This is a genomic window from Chryseobacterium carnipullorum (assembly GCF_900142785.1).
In the GTDB taxonomy this organism is placed as follows: Bacteria; Bacteroidota; Bacteroidia; order Flavobacteriales; family Weeksellaceae; genus Chryseobacterium; species Chryseobacterium carnipullorum.
Window position 1 is genome coordinate 66,370 of the sequence record NZ_FRCD01000010.1, and the last position, 21,791, is coordinate 88,160.

20 protein-coding genes are annotated in these 21,791 nt (G+C 36.3%); 7 read left to right on the forward strand and 13 right to left on the reverse strand.

Annotated features, from left to right (window positions below; all coding sequences use genetic code 11):
- Positions 1-164: 164 nt before the first annotated feature.
- Positions 165-1,139 carry a deoxyhypusine synthase family protein gene (locus tag BUC06_RS12420; protein WP_073334290.1) on the forward strand — a complete coding sequence of 325 codons (975 nt, stop codon included), beginning with the start codon at positions 165-167 and terminating at the stop codon, positions 1,137-1,139.
- A 234-nt stretch (positions 1,140-1,373) separates the two neighbouring features.
- Here the strand turns inward: BUC06_RS12420 and BUC06_RS23840 are convergent, their stop codons facing one another.
- Complete coding sequence (locus BUC06_RS23840) at positions 1,374-1,520, reverse strand: hypothetical protein (RefSeq protein WP_164466099.1); 147 nt, start codon at positions 1,518-1,520, stop codon at positions 1,374-1,376.
- Between the two features lie 115 nt (positions 1,521-1,635).
- Here BUC06_RS23840 and BUC06_RS12430 point away from each other — a divergent pair, with 115 nt between their 5' ends.
- The gene (locus BUC06_RS12430) at positions 1,636-1,932 is read left to right on the forward strand and encodes an MGMT family protein (protein ID WP_073334294.1); all 297 of its coding nucleotides are present in this window, start codon (positions 1,636-1,638) and stop codon (positions 1,930-1,932) included.
- Between the two features lie 537 nt (positions 1,933-2,469).
- Here the strand turns inward: BUC06_RS12430 and BUC06_RS12435 are convergent.
- The 6 genes from BUC06_RS12435 to BUC06_RS12460 form a co-directional block, all read right to left on the reverse strand.
- Positions 2,470-2,850 carry a helix-turn-helix transcriptional regulator gene (locus BUC06_RS12435; protein WP_073334296.1) on the reverse strand — a complete coding sequence of 127 codons (381 nt, stop codon included), beginning with the start codon at positions 2,848-2,850 and terminating at the stop codon, positions 2,470-2,472.
- 501 nt (positions 2,851-3,351) lie between these two features.
- Positions 3,352-5,244 (reverse strand): molecular chaperone HtpG, encoded by a 1,893-nt coding sequence (htpG, locus tag BUC06_RS12440; protein WP_073334298.1) that lies wholly within the window; start codon positions 5,242-5,244, stop codon positions 3,352-3,354.
- Positions 5,245-5,348: 104 nt separating this feature from the next.
- Positions 5,349-6,074, reverse strand: a complete 726-nt coding sequence (locus BUC06_RS12445) for a phosphodiester glycosidase family protein (RefSeq protein ID WP_073334300.1) — start codon at positions 6,072-6,074, stop codon at positions 5,349-5,351.
- Positions 6,075-6,147: 73 nt separating this feature from the next.
- The gene (recA, locus tag BUC06_RS12450) at positions 6,148-7,155 is read right to left on the reverse strand and encodes a recombinase RecA (protein WP_073334302.1); all 1,008 of its coding nucleotides are present in this window, start codon (positions 7,153-7,155) and stop codon (positions 6,148-6,150) included.
- 203 nt (positions 7,156-7,358) lie between these two features.
- Positions 7,359-8,546, reverse strand: coding sequence for an oxygenase MpaB family protein (locus BUC06_RS12455; protein ID WP_073334453.1), 1,188 nt, complete (start codon positions 8,544-8,546; stop codon positions 7,359-7,361).
- A 90-nt stretch (positions 8,547-8,636) separates the two neighbouring features.
- Positions 8,637-9,410 (reverse strand): LuxR C-terminal-related transcriptional regulator, encoded by a 774-nt coding sequence (locus BUC06_RS12460; RefSeq protein WP_073334305.1) that lies wholly within the window; start codon positions 9,408-9,410, stop codon positions 8,637-8,639.
- Between the two features lie 435 nt (positions 9,411-9,845).
- Here BUC06_RS12460 and BUC06_RS12465 point away from each other — a divergent pair, with 435 nt between their 5' ends.
- Positions 9,846-11,435, forward strand: a complete 1,590-nt coding sequence (locus tag BUC06_RS12465; RefSeq protein WP_073334307.1) for a hypothetical protein — start codon at positions 9,846-9,848, stop codon at positions 11,433-11,435.
- 243 nt (positions 11,436-11,678) lie between these two features.
- On the opposite strand, the gene gap is transcribed toward BUC06_RS12465, so the two are convergent.
- From gap to BUC06_RS12485, 4 genes are all read right to left on the reverse strand, one after another.
- Complete coding sequence (gene gap / locus BUC06_RS12470) at positions 11,679-12,683, reverse strand: type I glyceraldehyde-3-phosphate dehydrogenase (RefSeq protein WP_073334309.1); 1,005 nt, start codon at positions 12,681-12,683, stop codon at positions 11,679-11,681.
- Positions 12,684-12,713: 30 nt separating this feature from the next.
- Positions 12,714-13,700, reverse strand: coding sequence for a 6-phosphofructokinase (gene pfkA / locus BUC06_RS12475; RefSeq protein ID WP_073334311.1), 987 nt, complete (start codon positions 13,698-13,700; stop codon positions 12,714-12,716).
- A gap of 83 nt (positions 13,701-13,783) precedes the next feature.
- Complete coding sequence (locus BUC06_RS12480; RefSeq protein WP_073334313.1) at positions 13,784-14,656, reverse strand: DUF4846 domain-containing protein; 873 nt, start codon at positions 14,654-14,656, stop codon at positions 13,784-13,786.
- Between the two features lie 58 nt (positions 14,657-14,714).
- Positions 14,715-15,056, reverse strand: coding sequence for a winged helix-turn-helix transcriptional regulator (locus tag BUC06_RS12485; protein ID WP_073334315.1), 342 nt, complete (start codon positions 15,054-15,056; stop codon positions 14,715-14,717).
- 95 nt (positions 15,057-15,151) lie between these two features.
- Here BUC06_RS12485 and BUC06_RS12490 point away from each other — a divergent pair, with 95 nt between their 5' ends.
- Together BUC06_RS12490 and BUC06_RS12495 are read left to right on the forward strand one after the other, a co-directional pair.
- On the forward strand, positions 15,152-15,790 hold the full coding sequence (locus tag BUC06_RS12490; RefSeq protein WP_073334317.1) for a peroxiredoxin-like family protein: 639 nt from the start codon (positions 15,152-15,154) through the stop codon (positions 15,788-15,790).
- Positions 15,787-16,587, forward strand: a complete 801-nt coding sequence (locus tag BUC06_RS12495) for a DNA alkylation repair protein (RefSeq protein WP_073334319.1) — start codon at positions 15,787-15,789, stop codon at positions 16,585-16,587. The genes BUC06_RS12490 and BUC06_RS12495 overlap by 4 nt, the downstream gene beginning before the upstream one ends.
- A gap of 628 nt (positions 16,588-17,215) precedes the next feature.
- Here the strand turns inward: BUC06_RS12495 and BUC06_RS12500 are convergent.
- Entirely contained in the window at positions 17,216-17,974 is a 759-nt protein-coding gene (locus BUC06_RS12500) for a TIGR03915 family putative DNA repair protein (RefSeq protein ID WP_073334321.1), read from the reverse strand.
- 109 nt (positions 17,975-18,083) lie between these two features.
- On the opposite strand from BUC06_RS12500, the gene bla reads away from it, so the two are divergent.
- Positions 18,084-18,968 (forward strand): class A beta-lactamase, subclass A2, encoded by an 885-nt coding sequence (bla, locus tag BUC06_RS12505; protein WP_083564066.1) that lies wholly within the window; start codon positions 18,084-18,086, stop codon positions 18,966-18,968.
- 23 nt (positions 18,969-18,991) lie between these two features.
- On the opposite strand, the gene BUC06_RS12510 is transcribed toward bla, so the two are convergent.
- The gene (locus BUC06_RS12510; protein WP_073334325.1) at positions 18,992-20,251 is read right to left on the reverse strand and encodes a putative DNA modification/repair radical SAM protein; all 1,260 of its coding nucleotides are present in this window, start codon (positions 20,249-20,251) and stop codon (positions 18,992-18,994) included.
- A 143-nt stretch (positions 20,252-20,394) separates the two neighbouring features.
- Between BUC06_RS12510 and BUC06_RS12515 the strand changes: the two genes are divergently transcribed.
- Entirely contained in the window at positions 20,395-21,723 is a 1,329-nt protein-coding gene (locus BUC06_RS12515; RefSeq protein ID WP_073334327.1) for a hydroxymethylglutaryl-CoA reductase, degradative, read from the forward strand.
- Positions 21,724-21,791 lie beyond the last annotated feature (68 nt).

The window sequence follows — 21,791 nt, forward strand, 5'->3', positions numbered from 1 at the left end:
TTAGATGAAAGTACAGCTCCAGGGCTGTATTTTTTTTGTGTAAAATATGGGATGTTGAGAAACATTTTTTATCATTTGTTAAAAAAGGATGTTCGCGGAGGAGTTTATTGAAGTACTCATGTTGCATTCCGTTTTTAAGTTTTATCTTTGCAAAAATTAAAAAAATGAGCAAACCGATTTCTGAATTTATAGAGAAATATTACCTGCACTTCAATGCGGCTGCATTGGTAGATGCATCTAAGGGGTATGTTGCACATCTTAAAGATGGCGGAAAAATGATGATTACTTTGGCAGGTGCGATGTCTACTGCTGAATTGGGGAAGATTCTTGCAGAAATGATCCGTCAGGGAAAAGTTGATTTTATCTCTTGTACAGGCGCTAACCTTGAAGAAGATCTAATGAATCTTGTGGCACACTCTCACTACGAAAGAGTTCCGCACTACAGAGATCTGACGGCACAGGATGAGTGGGCTTTATTAGAAAGAGGGCTAAACAGAGTTACCGATACCTGTATTCCTGAAGAAGAAGCTTTCAGAAGACTTCAGAAGCATATCGTGGAGATCTGGAAAGATGCAGAAGCTAAAGGAGAGCGTTATTTCCCGCACGAATTCATGTATAAAATGATTCTTTCAGGAGTTCTTGAGCAGTACTATGAAATTCCAAGAGAAAACTCATGGATGATCGCTGCAGCAGAGAAAAACCTTCCGATCGTGGTTCCGGGATGGGAAGATTCTACGATGGGTAACATCTTCGCTTCTTACTGTATCAAAGGTGAGCTTACGGCAACCACTATGAAATCAGGAATCGAATATATGATGTACCTGGCAGACTGGTATACTCACAATTCAGCTGGAAAAGGAGTTGGTTTCTTCCAGATTGGTGGAGGTATCGCAGGAGATTTCCCAATCTGTGTAGTTCCAATGTTGTACCAGGATATGGAAATGCATGACGTTCCGTTCTGGTCATATTTCTGTCAGATCTCAGATTCTACAACGTCTTATGGTTCATACTCAGGAGCAGTTCCTAATGAAAAAATCACTTGGGGTAAACTGGATATCACTACACCGAAATTCATCGTTGAAAGTGATGCTACCATCTGTGCGCCACTGATGTTCTCTTACATTTTGGAAAATTCTTAAGAATAACTTCTTATCAAAATACCAGCGCTTCAATTCATTTTGAGGCGCTTTTTTATGGTTGTGCTTGTCATTGCGAGCGTAGCGAAGCAATCTCATAATTTAAGCAACAAAGTCTTTAAGGTTAATTGCTTTTGAAATTTTAATTCTAACCTTAATGTTTCAAAATAAAACCACTAAGAAAAAGTTTATAAAGAGATTGCTTCGCTTCGCTCGCAATGACGTACGTGGAGGGGTTCAGTCCAGAGAATTCACCAGCACAAAATAACGGTAGGCCAGAATTCCCTTCTCAATTTTACTGAGGCTGTTCGGATCCTTGTCGCTCAACTTGGGGAGCATCTTTTTATTCACTGTATTCAGCAGTTGGAAAAATGATTTTTTCATACCTTTATATTTAAAATCAAACATCATTGAATCATTAAACATTCAAAAATGATGCAAAAACGGTTTAAAATTCACGGAGACCTTATTTTTAACGGAACACAACCCCTGACTGACTATGGACGAAATTTTCAAACAACAGATTTACGAGATTACACGACTTATTCCCAAAGGAAGAGTTTCCTCTTACGGAGCTATAGCAAAAGCAGTGGGGTATCCGAACCATTCCCGTCACGTAGGAAAAGCGATGGGAGGCTGCCCCGAAGACGTTCCGGCACATCGTGTGATATCAAGTTCCGGAGTATTGTCTGTTCCTGAATTTCAAAAAAGACTCGAAGCAGAAGGTATTACCGTCGACAATTTAAGAATCAAAGATTTCAAAAAACTCTTTTGGAATCCGCTTGACGAGATTTAGGATTGAAAATTTTACCCGTTCAGATCAGGATTTTCCATTCGGTCAATAGGCGGGATAGCTTTGGTTCATCAATAAAACGAAAACCAATGAAACCCATTTCAATCTTCTCATTCCTATTCCTTTTTATCGCTATATTTTCAAAAGCCCAGATGCATTTATGGGTGACAAGATAAAAGAATACTTAACGAACACGAAAGTTAGGTTCTCTAAATACTTAAGGCACTAAAGTTTTTATTCAGCCAAATAGAGACCACCTGAATGGATTGGTTAGTAATAAAAAAGAGGAAGAGTGATACACCATAATAAAAACAGGTTCCAGCGGCTTTGCCGCTGGAACCCCCAAATAAAAAAGATCACTCTCCTTAATCTACCGATAGAGAAGTTAGATCTCCCTTCACATTCCCCTTCCTTGAAGGGGTGGATTTTTGCCTGCAAAAAGACGGGGTAGTAAAAAAAAAACCACAACCAATTAAAAAAAATATCCAGAATACTCAAGAGTATTCTGGATACAATAAACGACACTGGAAACTGCCAAATTTATCTTCTTCCTTTCGGAGTTTTTAATTCTTCTTTCAATCTTTCATTCTCTTGCTTTAGCAGGGCAATATAATCCTGTAAACTTTGAATAATGGATGCAGAGATGTTATGAAATTGAGTCATCGTTCCATTTCCGGAAGAGCTGTCATTAAATACAGGATGATCGTAATTAACAACTACTTTTGCTTCCTCTTCTTCATAAATATCTTCTACAGTAACATCCAAAAAACGGGCAATTTTGTCCCATTCATCTTTAACGATTCTTACATCACCGCTTTCTTTTCTGCTGTAGTTGGATACATCAGTCGCGATAATATCGGCTATCTGCTGCTGAGTATAGCCTTTTTGTTTTCTGATGACGCGTAATTTTTCTTTTTGCATATCCGACATTTTATACAAAAATGGAAAAAAAGGACAATGTGTACAATAGAAAATGGAAAAAATGTGAAGTAGGAGGTTGAGATTTAAGGAAAAGTGTAGAAAAAGTTTAGAATATCAAAGGTATTGCATCAATGTGTTTATTATTTACGCTTTTGTTTTTAGGTTTTACACACAAAGACGCAAGGTTTTAAAATATAAATAGTTTTTAAGACGCAGGAATATCGAAGATTTTCAGCAAGGGAAAAGTGATAGTTCAATTTTTTTTGATTGGTACGATTTGTAAAGGATTCTAGATTGATTATAAAATTATTTCATTTCTCGCAATATTAGCGGTGTACAATTTTATCGGAGATAAAATCTTTGCGCCTTAAAACAGTAGGATGTAAAAAAACTTTTGCGTCTTTGCGTTTCCTCAACTTCACATTCGGTTTGATTCAAATTTAAAGCATAAAAAAGACTGCTCCCAATATGAGAGCAGTCTTACTATTTTTAGAGTATCTATTATTTCTCCAGTTGCTTATAACTTCTTTGAATAAAATCTGTCAGGTCTTTTCCTTTCAACAGATTCTGTGAAAGCTTCGCAAGGTCAAGGGCATACTTGATTAAAGTTTCCTTTTCTTCAGGATTTTCTGTCTTTAAGATCTGGTTTGAAAGCTCACTGTTCGAGTTCACGACCAGATTATACATTTCCGGGAAACCTCCCATTCCGAACATACCGCCTCCGCCGGTTGCCTGCATTTCCTTCATTCTTCTCATGAATTCAGGCTGCGTGATGGTAAACGGAGCATCATTGCTGTCAAGATCTTCAAGTTGTACCGTGAATTTGGCGTCTTTTACAGCCTCTTCAACGTTCTTTTTTAAAGATTCTTTTTCAGTTTCAGTTAACTTAGAAATGACAGGGTCGTCTTTTTTGATCAGGTTATTGATGTGATCTGCATCCACTCTTGCAAATGAGATTTTCTCTTTTGACGTTTCCAGTTTCTGGATCACGTGAGAAATGACAGGTGAGTCTAATAACAGAACGTCATAACCTTTATCATTAGCCGCTTGAATATAGCTGTGCTGCTCATCTGCATTGGTTGCGTAAAGAATGACCGTGTTACCATCCTTATCGGTGTGCGAAGGCTGAATCTTTTCGATCAGCTCATTCCATAGGAAGTATTTTCCATCTGTAGTAGGATATAACGTGAATTTATCTGCCTTTTCAGCAAATTTTTCTTCCGTGATAATTCCGTATTCAATAACGATTTTGATGTCATTCCATTTTTTCTCATAATCTTCACGGTTTTCGTTGATCAGAGAAGACATTTTGTCGGCTACTTTTTTCGTGATGTAAGAAGAAATTTTCTTTACAGCACCGTCTGCCTGAAGATAAGAACGGGAAACGTTCAACGGGATATCCGGAGAATCAATGACTCCTCTCAGAAGCATAAGGAAATCTGGAACAATCCCTTTTACTTCATCCGTTACAAATACCTGATTCTGGTACAGCTGGATTTTATCCTTATCAATATTTAAATTGTTGCTCAGTTTCGGGAAGAATAAAACTCCCGTAAGATTGAACGGATAATCAACATTCAGGTGAATATTAAACAAAGGCTCTTCAAACTGCATTGGATACAGTTCGTGATAGAACTTCATGTAATCCTCACTGGTCAGTTCGCTTGGGGCAATCGTCCATGCTGGTGTTGGATTATTGATGATATTATCCACTTCTTCAGTTTCTGCAACGGCATCTTCCGGAGCATCTTCCGGTAATGGAAGTGTATGGGTTTTAGTCCCGAATTTAATCGGAACAGGCATGAATTTATTGTATTTTGAAAGCAGTTCACGAATTTTTGCTTCTTCTAAAAATTCGGTTGAATCTTCTGCAATATGAAGAACAATCTCTGTTCCTCTTTCTGTTTTGTCAGTAGTTTCCTCAAGAGTGAATTCCGGACTTCCGTCACAGATCCATCGTACGGCTGGTTCGTCTTTATAAGATTTAGTGATGATTTCCACTTTTTCGGCCACCATAAATGCAGAATAGAATCCAAGACCGAAATGACCAATAATTCCGGAGTCTTTTGCAGAATCCTTATATTTTTCAAGGAATTCTTCAGCGCCCGAAAAAGCAACCTGGTTGATGTATTTTTCAACCTCTTCAGCCGTCATCCCGATTCCCTGATCGATGATGCGAAGTGTTTTTTGTTCTTTGTCGATTTTTACTTCAAGCTTCGGATTTCCGTATTCCACTTTAGCTTCTCCGATACTTGTTAAATGCTTTAATTTTAAAGTAGCATCCGTGGCATTTGAGATCAGTTCTCTCAGGAATATTTCGTGATCACTGTAAAGAAATTTTTTGATGAGAGGGAAAATGTTTTCCACAGATACATTAATATTTCCTTTAGTCATAATATTTTAGATTTTTTAATTTCCTTTTAATGCTCAAAAAAAATACCATGAAGGAGAATGTGACAGAATGGCATTTTTTCTACGGACTGTAATTGTGAAACGGGTTACTTTTCAGTGGTAACACCAATCATCACTCCGAAATCTCCATCTACCTGAGTCCAGTTTTCTTCCGGGAAATAAGCTCTAGAGACAAAACCATCAAGATATAATGCATGGGTGCAGCCCAAACTCTTAAAGAAGGAGGCGAAGTGGTAAAAGTTTATTTTTTTCTTAGACATCACAAAAACCGGATCGCCATTTTTCAATATTCCGACACCGTTTCTGATATGTAAATTACCTGAGTTTTCTTGAAAAATGGGATTTATTTTTCCGTTGATGATCAACATAGGACCGGATTGCGTCGCAAATTGTATATTTGAATCTGTTTTGAAATTTGAAGTAGGAATAATGACCGATTCATTAGATTTTGTTCTATAGAAAATGCCATTAGGTTGTAAGTAGAAATTTCCTTCACCACTCAATGTATCAATGGGATGTAAAGTTTTAAAATTTTCTATGTATAATCCTTTTGGGATATTGTTTTCAATGAACATACCGCCATTCATAGCGAATTTTAAATTCTGATTTTTGGTGTTAACGTATTTTTTTAAATTTTCAATATTCCTTAAAGGCTGGTTTCGATGATCTTTCCAAAAGAATTCAATTTTCTCGTTTTTTGTATCGACAGGATATACGACGAAATCAGGGTTGATCTTGCTGTCTTTTTTACAGGATAAGAAAAATATAAATACCGAAATACCGACTATTTTGGATAGAATATTCAGCTTCATTTGCATTTTTATTTAAAATTACACAAAAAAAAGACAGCCCTGAAGCTGTCTTAAATATATGGATTGAAAAAAATTATTTTACTTTATTTTTCAATTCTTCTTTGATTTTATTTTCTAATTCATCAGCTAGCTCAGGGTTGTCTTTCAACACGTCTTTTACTGCGTCACGACCTTGTCCCAATTTGGTTTCTTCATAGCTGAACCAAGAACCGCTTTTCTTTACAATTCCCTGTTCTACAGCCTGATCAAGAATTTCTCCTGTTTTAGAAACTCCTTCACCGTACATAATGTCAAATTCAGCTTGTTTGAAAGGTGGAGCTACTTTGTTTTTTACAATTTTCACTTTCACACGGCTTCCTACTGCTTCATCTCCGTTTTTAATCGGTGCACTCGCTTTTCTGATATCTACTCTTACAGAAGCGTAGAATTTCAATGCATTACCACCGGTTGTGGTTTCCGGATTTCCAAACATCACCCCGATTTTTTCTCTCAATTGGTTAATGAAAATAACGGTACATTTTGTTCTGGAAATCGTAGCAGTCAGTTTTCTCAATGCCTGAGACATCAATCTTGCGTGAAGACCCATTTTGGAATCTCCCATTTCTCCTTCAATTTCTGCTTTTGGAGTTAATGCTGCAACGGAGTCAATAACCACAATGTCGATTGCCCCTGAACGGATCAGGTTATCAGCAATTTCCAAAGCCTGTTCCCCGTTGTCCGGCTGAGAAATAATTAAGTTTTCAAGATCGATTCCTAATTTTCCTGCATAACCTCTGTCAAAAGCGTGCTCTGCATCAATAAATGCTGCAATTCCACCTGCTTTTTGAGCTTCTGCAATCGCGTGAAGTGTTAAAGTTGTTTTACCGGAAGATTCAGGTCCGTAGATCTCAATGATTCTTCCTCTAGGGTATCCACCTACTCCAAGAGCGATGTCTAATCCCAAAGATCCGGAAGGAATCACTTCAATGGTCGTATCAATTGTACTGTCACCTAAGGTCATTACCGTTCCTTTTCCGTATGTTTTATCTAGCTTGTCAAGCACTAATGCAAGTGCTTTTTTCTTATCGTCTATGTTGCTCATCTGTTGTTAAAATAATTGCTCAAAATTACGGAATTTTACCTTCAAAAACTAATATTATTTACTGTGAAAAACTGTTTTTATCGTTAAATAATAATAATGTTTTGAGGCTGATGTTATTCATTACGAATGGAATGTGAAGTTTTATGATTCAAAACATAAAAAATAATTTTTTCCGTTGACTATACTTGCTGTTCAGTATTGTTTTAGTGAAAATTTGAATTTTTAGTCACTCTGAGATAGTCTTCCAGTACTTTCATCTGGTCTTTGTCTCCTTTTTTTATTCTTGCATCCCTGCTTACGATTGTATCATAGATTTTGTTGAACAGGATCTTTGTTTTGGGAAACAGTTTTCTGTTTGAAACTTCCGGGATCTGAAGTCTTTTGCATACCTCATCATCCAGCAGAAACCAGGTACAGCAGATGTGCAGATATCTGAGATTAGTCCTCTGAAACTTGAATTTTAAAATTGGATTTTCCAGAGATTCATTCAGTAAAGAATGGGCGAGTAAAATAGAATCTTTATCCGAAGGAGGCTGAACAGAAGTCCATAAATGAAAAAATTCTGTTGCCTGCTTTTTACTGTCGGGAAGAAGTTGCTCAGGAATTCCCAATAAGTATCCTACATATTTCCAAAGATGAAAAATTCCTTTTTCCTCTTCTTCTGAAAAGGTATTTCCCAATTTTTTAAGACTGTGAAGAAAAACAAGACTGAAACCAATATACGTAGCCATCATATCCCATGAATTGATAGGTTCTCCCCAGTTTTCCGTATCCCATTCCTTGTAATGTTTCTTGACGGAAAGTCTGGCGTACGAATGAATCAGGCGGGTCTTAATAGCAAATTCGTAACCTTTTGCATGAATTTGAAGGGCATCATAGCGCGTTGCATTGACCCAAAAGTCCAGAGTTTCTGAAAGACGTTTTACCGCACCTTTTTTCAGAGCCTCTGTAGCGGTGAGGGGTTTATTAAGATAGGCATAATCATAACCGCCGATCAGACAGTAATCCCTTAATGAGATGAGCGAGTCAATATTACTTCTCATACAGAGCTCTGCGCCGCTTTTCAGCAGGCTGTAGTCAAGCCATTCCGGAATCTGCTGGGTCTGGGTGAAAAGTTTTTTTACGCTTTCAGGAACATCATCTGTTTCAGAGACCCCGTTTCGGATATAATTTTCAATTTCTCTTGAGGCTTCATGAAATTTTTTAGTAAAATAAACCTCTTTTACCACTTCATCTCCCACCTCATCCACATGATAAAAATAGCGTGAAAACTTTTCAAAGTCCTTAAAACTCACTTCAGCTCCGGAAAAGTCGATAAGTTGTTTTCCGTTTCCTTTTTCCCAGAAATGTTTAAAGTGAGGAGAATCTTTAAAACGCGGCAGTATCATCATGTTTTCCATTACTATAAAAATACAAGTTTTAAACCAAAATATACTGGTGAGATTTATCAGCCTTTCATCAGATTTCTTAATAAAAAATCATTAGATAAGTCCTCTTTCAAAAGCTTTCTTTACAAGCTCTTTGCAGTTCCTGGAATCTGTTTTTCGTAAAATATTTTTTCTGTGGGTGCGTACTGTGTGTTCAGATAGAATCAGGGACTGGGCAATTTCAGGGCCTGAATATCCTTTTGTGATAAGGGAAAGAATTTCCATTTCTCTTTTCGTTAAATGTTCAGGGAAACTCTCAGGTTTCGAAAAGGAGTCCAGCTTCACTTGGTGAAAGTCATTTCTGGGGCCCATCCCTGAAATCAGGACGGTATAAGGATTTTCTTTTGTGATATGATGGATGTTAGTATGGATGTTTATCGCCTGAATGGGAATTCCGGTTTCATCTTCCATGGTGATCACAGACTGGTGATGGAAGAGTTCATATTTTCCTTCCGCTGTTTTCATTCTGAAGCAATAGCTGCATTTGATGTAAAGCTGATGTTCTAAACCTATTTCTGTCATTTTGTCGATCAGAGTCTGCTCAGCTTTCATGACAAATTCAATATCATCAGGGTGCGTGAGGTCTATGACTTCTTTTAAATTTTCAGGATAGCTGTCAAGACCGTGAAGTCTGAGGATATTTTCATGATGATGGGAAAGCGTACTATTGGTAAGATTGAGCGCGTAATAATAAAATTCACCAATGGCAAACATTTCACTGATGATCTTTTCGATCGGTGGTTTATCACGGATCGTTCTGTCTCTTCTTACACCCGGATACGTATTCCAGACTTCAATAAGAGGGTGTTTTTTTTCTGAATTCTCCATGAATTAATTGGTTTATGCTAAAATAATTAAAATACTTGCAAAATACCACAAAAGGGGGATTTTTTTACGATGATAAAATTTTAAACTTTGTACTAACTAATAACCAGGAAAACTCAATTTACTTTATCCCGTTTTGTTTAATGATTTAATTTATTCTATAATTTAATTTTAATTAAGAAAAACATTAACTGTCAAATCATTAGCAGACTGTCTTTACAGACTATTTTAATGAAATCTTTAATGAATGTTATAAAACAGTTTACTCTTTTCTTTTTAGTTGTTTGAAAATGATAAACTTATGGCCTCTCGTTGCTGGGGGGCTTTTTCTTTTGTCTCATATTACTTTACATCCCCTTTTTCTATATTTCAAAATCACCCGAACGGGTAATTTACTTGTATTCATGGATTTTTAAACTTTGTATAAAACTAATAGCCATGAAAACAAAAATTTTATCTGTAGTATTACTATTGATTGGAACATATGCTTTTTCTCAAAATTCATATGAGTTATTTGGAAACTTTATTAGCGAATCAACTCCGTATGAGGCTAAAATAAAAACTACAAAAACAAAGGAAAAAATTACATCATTTAAAATTCAGATTTGTAAAGCCAGTACGGAATGTGAGGAAAGCATTGAAATAGTAAATAATTTTGATCAGGAAACTTTTATCTCAGCCATGGGAAGCACTATGAAAAAGTCAAAACTGGTAGGAACTGCATTTATCTTGAAACCAGAGGTAGAATTACAATGGAAGAATATTTATTATAATTTGATGAAAGATTTTAATAAAAAGGAGGTTTTAACTGAACTGTATGATTTGCAGGATATTGAATATGGCGGAAGATTAAAAATGAATAAAGAATTAATTAAATTAAAGGCAGAGGATAGTACTGGTCAATATTTATATTTTGCCCCAAAATATGCAAGTGTAAGACTTTTTAACAATAAAATAAACAGTATTTCTGTTGTAGGAAATATATTGGATAGTAGTGGAACTATTGTAATAAAGGAAGAAGCAACATTATTCAATAGTAAGTATTCTATACCTTTCAGGTCCACGATTATCGATCGAAATAATTATAGTGCTAAAATATATACAACAAGAGGTACGGATAGCTATTATTATATAGAGTGCAACGATCTTTTAGATTATAAACCTTTTGAAAATAATTATAGTTATTCCTTAAAAAATAAAGAGTACGAAATAAAAGTTGATGAAGAGCTTAAAGTAGAAAAAAGAGGATTGTATGATTATTTTACAGCCATTATTTTTTCTGATTTTTTAGGATTTAATAATGAAGGAGGAAATAGCCTGCTACAAGCAGAAGGGAGAGCAAGGATTCCGTTAAATTATGTGAATTTTGGTAGATTTAATTCGCCTGAGTATATGGAAGCTTATTTGAATGCATCCATTTATAATGGACAGGAAGAGGGAAGTGGTTTTATCGAATTTAATGTAAAAGATAATTCGAAAAATATATCATCCTTTGAGCTGTTAAGAAAAAATAATGTAGAGGCCGGGGTAAATATTGGGGTTGGTTCATTTGAATGGAAAGGAACTTCCACTAGCTGGATTCTAGACTACGGTATTCAGATGTATAGAACTAAATTCAGAACGATAAAAGATACGGTTACTACAAACTATCAACTGTATTCTATTTCACATGGTCCAAGATTGAAAATAGAAATAAGACCTCAGATCAATTTTGGTGCAGATGTAAATTTTGGATTATTAGGATTGAAATATAGTGGAGCGAATAAAGATTTAGATATGATTGAAGGCAGGAATTTTAGAAAAGAAATTCTAAAGGATAATGGAACGTTCTATAATACTCTCTTTCTTACTACTAATTTTTATACAAAACTTAGTCCTAATGATGGAAATGGAGGATTGTATTTTAGATTGGGCGGATATTATGATTTTTATACAAAAAATGTTGCACCACAGGTAATGGTAGGATATGCTACCAATCTTACGACATTCATTAATAAATTTAAGAAAAATGATGACGTTGAAAAATAATGCAATATTAATATGAGCCTTGCCAATCTGGAAGCTTCTTGAAAGGCTTTTCAGCTCATATTTAAAACTATGAATATTTATCAGGTTGTATATCCGTTTTTATTTAAATAGACTTCCATTAATTCTGAATCAGAATATTGAGAATATCTTTCAATAAGTTCATTAAGCATAGTCAGATTTTAACGACTAAATTAAAAAAAACCTTCCAATTTGGAAGGTTTTATATTATTTATTTGCTCATTATTATAAAGAAGCAGAATGGATAAGCATATCTACCAATTTGTTTGAGTAACCCATTTCGTTGTCATACCAAGAAACAAGTTTTACAAAGTTTGGAGAAAGCATAATACCAGCATCTTTGTCGAAGATAGAAGTTCTCTTATCTCCTACGAAGTCCTGAGAAACTACTGCATCTTCAGTGTATCCTAAGATTCCTTTCAATTCACCCTCAGAAGCAGCCTTAATAGCAGCACAGATCTCATCGTAAGAAGTAGCTTTTTCTAATCTTACCGTAAGATCAACTACAGAAACGTCAACAGTTGGCACTCTGAAAGACATACCTGTTAATTTTCCGTTTAATGAAGGGATTACTTTTCCTACCGCTTTAGCAGCACCTGTAGAAGATGGGATAATGTTGTTAAGAGCAGCTCTACCACCTCTCCAGTCTTTAGCAGACGGTCCATCAACAGTTTTTTGAGTTGCTGTTGTAGCGTGTACCGTAGTCATAAGACCTTCTACGATTCCGAAGTTATCGTGGATTACTTTAGCTAAAGGTGCTAAACAGTTGGTTGTACAAGAAGCGTTGGATAAGATTTTGATATCGTCAGTAAGCTCCAGGTGGTTCACACCCATTACGAACATTGGAGTGTCGTCTTTAGATGGAGCAGAAAGGATTACTTTTTTAGCTCCGGCGTTGATGTGAGCCTGAGCAGAGTCTTTAGATAAGAAAAGACCTGTAGATTCTACGATATACTCAGCACCTACTTCATTCCACTTTAAGTTGTTAGGATCTTTCTCAGCAGTTACTCTGATTTTTTTTCCGTTTACCACAAGGTCGTTACCTTCTACAGAAACTTCTCCAGGGAAAATACCGTGTACAGAATCATATTTTAACATGTAAGCCATGTATTCTGCGTTGATTAGGTCATTGATTCCTACTACTTCAATGTTATCTCTTTCAGTCATTGCTCTGAAAACAAGACGTCCAATTCTACCAAAACCGTTGATACCTACTTTGATTGTTGACATAATAGTTTGTTTTAGATTTATAAAAAATAATTAGATTGCTAAAATTTCGGAAATCAGTAAAAGATCTTTATTGATTTCATTATGTTTTTTAATGGCATCTTCGATAGGCGTGTATACCATATCATTGGAACGCATTCCGGCCATTACATTTGTTTTTCCTTCCATTAATCCCACTACGGCACCGTAGCCCAGTCGGCTGGCCAAAACACGGTCTGCACAGCTCGGAGAACCTCCTCTCTGAATATGCCCAAGGATTGTTACCCGGATATCATAATCTGGGAATTCTTCTTTAGTCTGGTTGGCCAGATCGTAGATGCTTCCCAGTTTTTCACCTTCAGCAACTACCACGATACTGGATGCTTTTCCTGTTTTTTCAGCTTTTCTGAAATTAGCAAAAAGATCTTCCATGCTGTCTTTTTTCTCAGGAATAAGAATATCCAGAGCACCAGTCGCCAGGCCACTGTTTAAAGCAATGAAACCGGCATCACGACCCATCACCTCAACAAAGAAAACCCTGTTGTGGGAAGTAGCCGTATCACGAACCTTATCAATAGCTTCCATCGCTGTATTCAAAGCAGTATCGTAGCCAATGGTATTATCCGTTCCGAAAATATCATTGTCAATAGTTCCCGGTACACCGATGACCCTGATCCCGAATTCTTCGTAGAAGACCTTGGCTCCGGTGAAAGTTCCGTCACCTCCAATACATACCAATGCATCGACACCGTATTTCACACAGTTGTCATAAGCTTTCTGACGTCCTTCCGGAGTTCTGAATTCTACGGATCTGGCAGATTTCAGAATGGTTCCGCCCTGGTTGATTATATTTTTTACGGAACGGGGACCCATTTTCAGGAAATCATCATTGATGAGCCCGTTATAGCCTTCCCTTACTCCGTAGCATTCGATATTATAATAATTGGCGGTTCTTACCACCGCTCTTAATGCTGCATTCATACCTGGAGAGTCACCTCCTGAAGTAAGAACTGCAATTTTTTTTACAGCACTCTCTTTCATCTAGTAAAAAATTTCGAACACAAATTTACAAAAACAAGTTCAGATAATGGCAGTAAGTTGAGAAGAGTTTTGAATATATATAATTAAAAGCTTCTAAAATTTGTAGGTTTAAAAAAATACCTTGCTGTTTTGGTTTCAGAAGAATTTACATCAAGACGATACCATGGCGAAATATTTTTATCAAAAGGATTGGAAAGCATATGAATAGATTGGGCAGGAGTGAATCCCTGGCTTAATAAAAATAACTTTTCACCTTCCTTATTCTGACAGACTCCTGAAATAAAAACAATATGTCCCGGACTTCCCGGAGTGATCAGAATATCACCGGTTTTCAGATCAGAAGTTTTTGCAACCGGGTTTGTTTCTTTATTCAAGGAAATCGTTCCGGCATAATTGAAAATCAGATCCAGATATTTTCTGAAATTAGAATAGGAATCATCAAAACCTGCTGTCTTTCTAAAAATTACTGAATTTCCATTGACGAAAGCCCGGATACCATTTTTATAGTCATTCCAGGAGACCAGATCGCCACTGGTAAAATGAAACTTGATCTTGTCAAATTTTTTAGCTTTGTACAAATATTCCGCTCTTAAACGGATTGCGGCATCAGCACACTGTTGCAGATCTTTATTCCCTGTATGAATATCATAAACGGCTTCGTGAAGATCCTGAGTGGAAATAGGAGTGTCATCATATTTTAAAATCTGACTTCCATACGGTTTAAGCTTGAAATTCTCAATAAAATATCCAAAAGAATCTTGCTGCTCTTCAATCCATGTATAACCTTCAGGAGCAGAAAATCTTTCCCTGATCGTGTTTTTATCTTTATTGATTTGAACAGAACTTTCAGGACCCCCAACTCCTGCTATTTCAATGGTGTTACCTGATAATTTTTTGTCATTGTTACAGCTTGAAATGATCAGGGTAAGCGTCAGAATAAAAATATTTTTTTTCATGCAGTTTCTGTTTAATGACAAATATCCGTGATTTTAGGATATGAATTGAAAACAGACATTAAATTTTCTCATTTTCAGGAACCAAAAGCTTTCCCCAATCATTCAGCTGCCAAAGAATTTCTACCAGTTTTTCTCCAAGCTCCGTTAAAGTATACTCAACTCTGGGAGGTAATTCATTAAACGACTGTTTAACCAAAATACCATCCTCCACCATCTCATTAAGCTGCTGGTTCAAAACTCTGCGGTCCACCTTAGCAATTCCGCGAAGAAATTCACTGGGCCTTTTTTTACCTTCATTGATCTGCCATACAATAGGAACTTTCCATTTTCCACTGATGGTATTGACGGCGACTTCCAACGGACATATTTTATTTTCCTCAGCTTTATCCTTTGTTTTCATAAAATTGACTTTTTTATCCCTATGGGTGAAAAATATGCGTTATTGCCTATTCTGATTCACTTTTAGACCTTTGTAAAAATAATAAAATTAAAAAGATGAATAGTCTGGCTCAACAGATTGATGAATTAAATCATACATTATCTTCTCAGCTTCCAATAGAGGTTTTGCAGGCATTTCGAAAATCTATTGAAGAATTAAAAACCAGTAATCTGGAAAAAAGTAGTCTTAAGGTAGGTGATAAAATGCCTGAATTTTCACTTCCCAATACTGTCGGACAAATGATATCGTCCCGGGAAATTCTTAAAAAAGAAAAAATGATCCTGACTTTTTACAGAGGAAACTGGTGTCCGTATTGTAATCTCGAGCTGAGGTCTCTGCAGGAAAATCTTTCATTAATAAAAAATAAAAATACTTTTTTAGCCGCTGTTTCTCCACAAACTTTGCATTATTCTAAAACTACAGTTGAGGAAAATGACCTTGGTTTTGATGTTTTGACAGATGCAGGTAATGCTTTTGCAAAAAAGTTGGGAATCGTTTTCCAATTAACGGATTTTTTGTTGCCTTATTATGAAAGCCTCGGTATTGATCTTACAGAATTTAATGGTAATGAAGATAATATGTTGCCAATTCCTGCTGTATTTGTAGTTGACAGAAATGGTTATATCATTTTCAGATTTTTAGATGTAAATTACATGAACAGGCTGGATATTGAAGAACTGATTAAAGTATTATGACAGAAAAACGAAAAGGAGCCCGCTCCATCAAAGACATTCCACATGAGATTCTTGAAAAGCTGAATCGGGGAGAGATCGAAAGTGTTAATCTTACAGAATGGCTGGCGGTAGATCAAAGACTGTTGCTGGAAAATTTGCTTCAGCAGAATCACCGTACAGAATATTTGAAACCTATTGTAGAAAATGTAGACCAGCTGAAAAAACAAACCGTTAATACCATTAATGAAACCATCGGAATTGGTTTACTTAATCTGGCTTCTAAAAATAATGACGATGAGTTTCTTCTCAAACTTTCAGCCCATCCGGCAGATCTCGTACGTTGCTGGGCTTCCTATACCATTGGACGAAACAATAATTTGAAAATTAAAGAAAAATTAGACAGGATTCAGTCATTTGCTTCTGATTCTCATTTTGGAGTGAGGGAAATCTGCTGGATGGCAGTGCGTCCGGATATATCCAAAAATCTTGAGGAAAGCTTATCTGTTTTATCCGAATGGACGCGGCATGACAATGAGAATGTGAGACGTTTTGCCAGCGAATCTACAAGGCCGAGAGGTGTTTGGTGCGAACATATCAATGCTTTAAAACAAAATCCCGGACTTGGACTGAAAATTCTCGAGCCTTTACGGTCAGATTCTTCAAGATATGTGCAGGATAGTGTAGGAAACTGGTTGAATGATGCAAGCAAATCACAACCTGAGTTTGTCATCGAAACCTGCGATGAATGGCTTCGGGAAAGCCCAGGAAAAGAGACACAGTATATCGTAAAAAAAGCTTTGCGAACCCTTAAAAAGTAAGACTTATCCACAAAAAAAGAATGGTGATTTAATTTTTCATTACATATGTCACGGATTTTCAAATTTTTAAATAATTTTTTTCAAACCTCTATTCTCGTTGACCAGGGAATAATTTGCTCCATTTGACAGGAAAAATAAGATTGAAAAAGCCTCAATGTTAACGGTATGTTAACTTGAAAAAGTTATCCACAATATGAGTTTTTGATTAATGTGAATTATATATCTCATGAAATGAATGATTTAAGTAATATAAATCAAAAAGGGAATTGAAATCAGGTCTTTTTTCAACGAAATAAAAAGTTATCCACAATATGGAATGATTGATTCAAATTTTAGAACTTATTTCCAGAGATCATCGGGGATAAGAAAATTTAATTGATAAAGATTTGAAGCCGGAGGCACGAGGTTAGAAGTTATTATTGCGTTTTCATTTTTAAAGGATGTCATAAAATTTGATTTCAAATAGCTTTAAATGCTATGATCGCAAAATATTTTTAATTAAACCTGAAAAAAATGTTCGCAAAGGTGTCAGAAAAAATAAAAGAATGTTGAGTTACAATATATATGACCAGGATATGTAAAATCAATTTTATCCTGAACTCACGTTATTTAAATTTTTGAGGATCTGTTACCATTTTTCAGTCAGATATTTCCAGTACCTTTTCGGAACATGCTGCACATGCAGTTTTAAATTCTTCCTTTCCGTTATGTTGGTCTTCGTAAAATACCGCTGCCAAAGCGTTTGGTAATTCTGTTCCTCATCATGGAACTTTTGTTGGTATTTATGAAGATCTAGTTTTTCTTCCGGATAAAAAAACTCACAGCTTTCCAGATCGTACAGGATTCCATAATTCCGTCTCAAATCGTAGATCATCCATTTCTGGTCCTGATAACGGTCTTTAAAATGTTTCCGGATCAGGGGAAGAACATCAAAGTCAGGATCTATTTTGGCAAAGAAAACTCCGTCCTGCATTTTTTCAAACCGGACAAAAGCAGTCATTCTGTGCCTTTCACGATCTACAGATTTACAGATCTTTGATATTTTCAGCATCTCTTCATCCGCATAATTTTGAAGAATATTTTTGCCAGAGTGCCTGATGGATTGTTTGACAGCAGAAAGAATAAGATGCTCCCGTTCCTGATCTTCGGACAGAAAAACTTTCAGCAGCTGGTGAACGCCCGATCTTCCAATATTCTCTTCCAGTTTATTGAATACTCTTTCCGATTTGTCGCATTGTGTGATCACTTCATGAATTTCAGCGAAAATGTTTTCCTGATGGAACTTTTCCTTACTTATAATTTCAACATCTTGGTACCGGTATTCAAATACTTCAAATACTGCGGTTAAAAGGCCGTCGAAACTTCCGTCATAAAGCAATGTGGTCATTGGGATTCAACTAAAATTATTTTTTTTAATGCAAAAATGGGGCAACTATGGTATTTTATTTTGTTTCTTTGAAAGAGTTGTACAACCCAATAAAATACAAATGGTAAAGATGATAAAAAATTTTCTTTTAACCTTGATTTGTCTGATCGGTATTCAATTGAAATCACAGTCAGTTAAACAATTAAAAAAAGACTTACAGCAAATAATATCTACGAAGAATGCAACGTTTGGAATTTCTGTCAAAGGAATTGAAGATAAAGATACTTTGAGCATTAATGGAAATAAGAGAATGCCAATGATGAGTGTTTTTAAATTTCATATCGCATTAGCCGTACTGGATCAGGTGGATAAAGGAAAACTCAAGTTAAATCAGAAATTTTTCATTAAAAAAGAAGAACTTCACTCCAATACCTGGAGCCCGATCAGAGACGAGTTTCCTGAAGGGAATATGGATCTGACCCTTGATCAGCTGTTAAGATACACCGTTTCACACAGTGATAATAATGGATGCGATATATTACTGGAGATCATTGGTGGAACGCAAACGGTTCAAAAATTCATTAATAAAAAAGGAATTAAAGATTTTACGATACGATTCAACGAACAGCAAATGTCCGGAGAAAATCTATACATCAATACGACAACACCTATTGCGACTACCGAGCTTCTTGAAAAATTCTACAAAGGAAAAGTTTTAAAGAAAGCCACTACCAGATATCTGTACACCATCATGGTGGAAACGTCCAGAGGATTGACGTGGATGAAAGCCGGCTTGCCTGAAGGTACTGAACTGGCACACCGTACCGGAATTTCGAATACCAATGAACATAATCTCAGAGCAGCTATGAACGATGTGGGTATTGTAAAGCTTCCCAACGGGAAACATTTTATACTTTCAATCTATCTTAAAGATATTACAGAAGATAGAGTAGTCACAGAAAAAACGATCGCTGATATTGCCAGAGCGGTATGGGAATATTATTCAAAAAAATAAATGTGATACGGGAAATATCAGTTTTAAAACAAAGTCAACTGCTGTGAAAACTGATTGTGAAACTTGGAAGAACTTCCTCCTATCAGCAGTTTCCTTAAATTGATATCCGTTAAATATTTCAGGTAAGCATTTCCTGCATTAAAATCGATGAAATATTTTGCCCGGTTCACGGCAGCACCAAGTTTTTTCAAATGGTCCATATTTAAAACCTGAAAACGACGTGCCTGAACGATCTTCTGTGCCGTTTTTACGCCAATTCCCGGAATCCTTAAAATCATTTGGTAATCGGCCGTTTGCAGATTAATAGGAAATTGGTGAAGATGTCTCAGTGCCCAACTCAGTTTAGGATCTACCTCCAGATCTAAAAACGGCATATGAGGATCTAAAATTTCTTCCGCTTTAAATCCGTAAAACCTCATCAGCCAGTCCGACTGATACAGACGGTTTTCACGAAGCATAGGAACTTCCGTAGTCAGAGAGGGGAGTCTTTTATCTTCCAAAACAGGAACATATCCCGAATAATAGACTCTCTTCATATTGAAGTTTTTATAAAAATGATCAGCCACTTTGATGATCTGTAAATCGTTTTCATTGGTGGCTCCTACGATCATCTGTGTAGACTGTCCTGCAGGCGCAAACTTCGGTACTTTTCTGAAAATTTTCTTTTCATCTTTATATTGAATAATGCCTTTCTGAATATAGCGCATCGGATTGATCATATCCTGACGGTTCTTTTCAGGAGCCAACAGTTTCAGACCACTTTCTGTAGGAATTTCCAGATTGACGGAAAGTCTGTCTGCGTATAAAGCGGCTTCCTGCATCAGTTCATCACTGGCACCCGGAATAGACTTTAAATGGATGTAGCCGTTGAAATTTTCTTCAGTCCGTAATTTTTTAGCCACTCTTACCAAACGCTCCATCGTTGTATCAGCGTTTTTGAAGATACCTGAACTTAGAAACAATCCTTCAATATAATTTCTGCGGTAAAAATTAATCGTCAGATCCACCACTTCTTCTACTGTAAAACCTGCTCTTTTAATATCATTTGAACTTCTGGATACACAGTAGGCGCAGTCGTAGATACAGTGGTTGGTCAATAGAATTTTAAGCAAAGAAACACATCGTCCGTCTTCGGTATAGGTATGACAGATCCCGCTTACGGAACTGTCTCCCAAAGCGCCTTTCTTATTCTTTCTCGTTCCTCCGCTGGATGAGCAGGAAACATCGTATTTCGCAGCGTCCGCAAGGATTTCAAGTTTTTCTTTCAGGCGTTCAAAGTTCATATTTTTAACCGGATGTTATATTTTGTATCATTATTTTGTTTAAAAATAGTTCCAAAATTTATAATTATCAATCTTTTTCGATAGAAGTTATCAACAATGGTGACTTACAAAATTACTATCTTTACGGATATTAAATTTATGCTATGGATCATAAACCGGTAGAAGGTTTCTCGAAACTTACCAAGCAAGGCAAAATAGATTGGCTTGTGAGCGAATACCTTGATGGAAACGAAGAATATCAAAATATACTAAAACAATACTGGAACGAAAATGCTGATCTTCAGAAACTTCACGAAGAGTTTTCTGAAAATACGATCTCCAATTTCTATATGCCTTACGGAATTGCTCCTAATTTCCTTATCGACGGAAAGCTATTCGCCCTTCCAATGGCGGTAGAAGAAAGCTCAGTCGTAGCGGCCGCTTCCAAGGCTGCCAAATTCTGGATCGATAAAGGAGGTTTTAAAACAACCATTATCAACAATGAAAAACTGGGACATACCCACTTTATATTTAACGTAGAATCTCATAAGCTTCAGCATTTCTTTAATTTCAATTTAAAGAAAAAATTATACGAAGCTACAGAAGCGATTACAGCCAACATGAGAAATCGAGGCGGTGGAATTTTGGATATTAAATTAGTTGATAAAACTTCTGAAATGCCAAATTACTACCAGCTTAAAGCAAGTTTCGATACGGTAGATTCCATGGGTGCGAATTTCATCAATTCATGTCTTGAGCAGTTCGGTAAAACATTGAAACAGGAAATTTCAACGAGTGAAGATTTTACTCAGGAAGAAAAAAGCTCACTTCAGGTGGTGATGAATATTCTTTCCAACTTTACCCCTGACTGTATAGTAAGAGCTGAGGTTTCCTGTAAAATTGAAGATTTAAAAGACGACAGCGGAATTTCCAATGAAGAGTTTGCAAGAAAATTCAAACAGGCGGTAACCATCGCTGAAATAGAACCTTTCCGTGCCACGACGCACAATAAGGGAGTGATGAATGGAGTAGATGCTGTAGTCATTGCCACAGGTAACGATTTCAGAGCCACAGAAGCGTGCGCACATGCCTATGCTGCAAGAGACGGACAATATAGATCTTTAACTCACTGTACGATAGACAACGGAATTTTCAGATTCTGGATTGATCTTCCGATTTCTGTTGGAGTGGTAGGAGGACTTACGAATTTACATCCTTTGGTGAAATTCTCGCTGGCCCTTCTTGGAAAACCATCTGCACAGGGATTGATGAGTATTCTGGCTGTTTCCGGTCTTGCCCAGAACTTCGGAGCCCTTCGTTCTTTAGTGACAACAGGTATCCAGAAAGGGCATATGAAAATGCACTTGCTGAATATTTTAAACCAAATGGGAGCTACAGAAGCAGAAAAACAGCATTTTGTGACGTATTTTAAAGATAAAACAGTAAGTCATCATGAGGTTATTCATGAGTTTAACCGATTAAGAGCCCAATAATGCTGCAAATCATTTTACCTTTACTATTTATCGGCTTCGGGATTTTTTTAAAGAAAACGACATCCCCG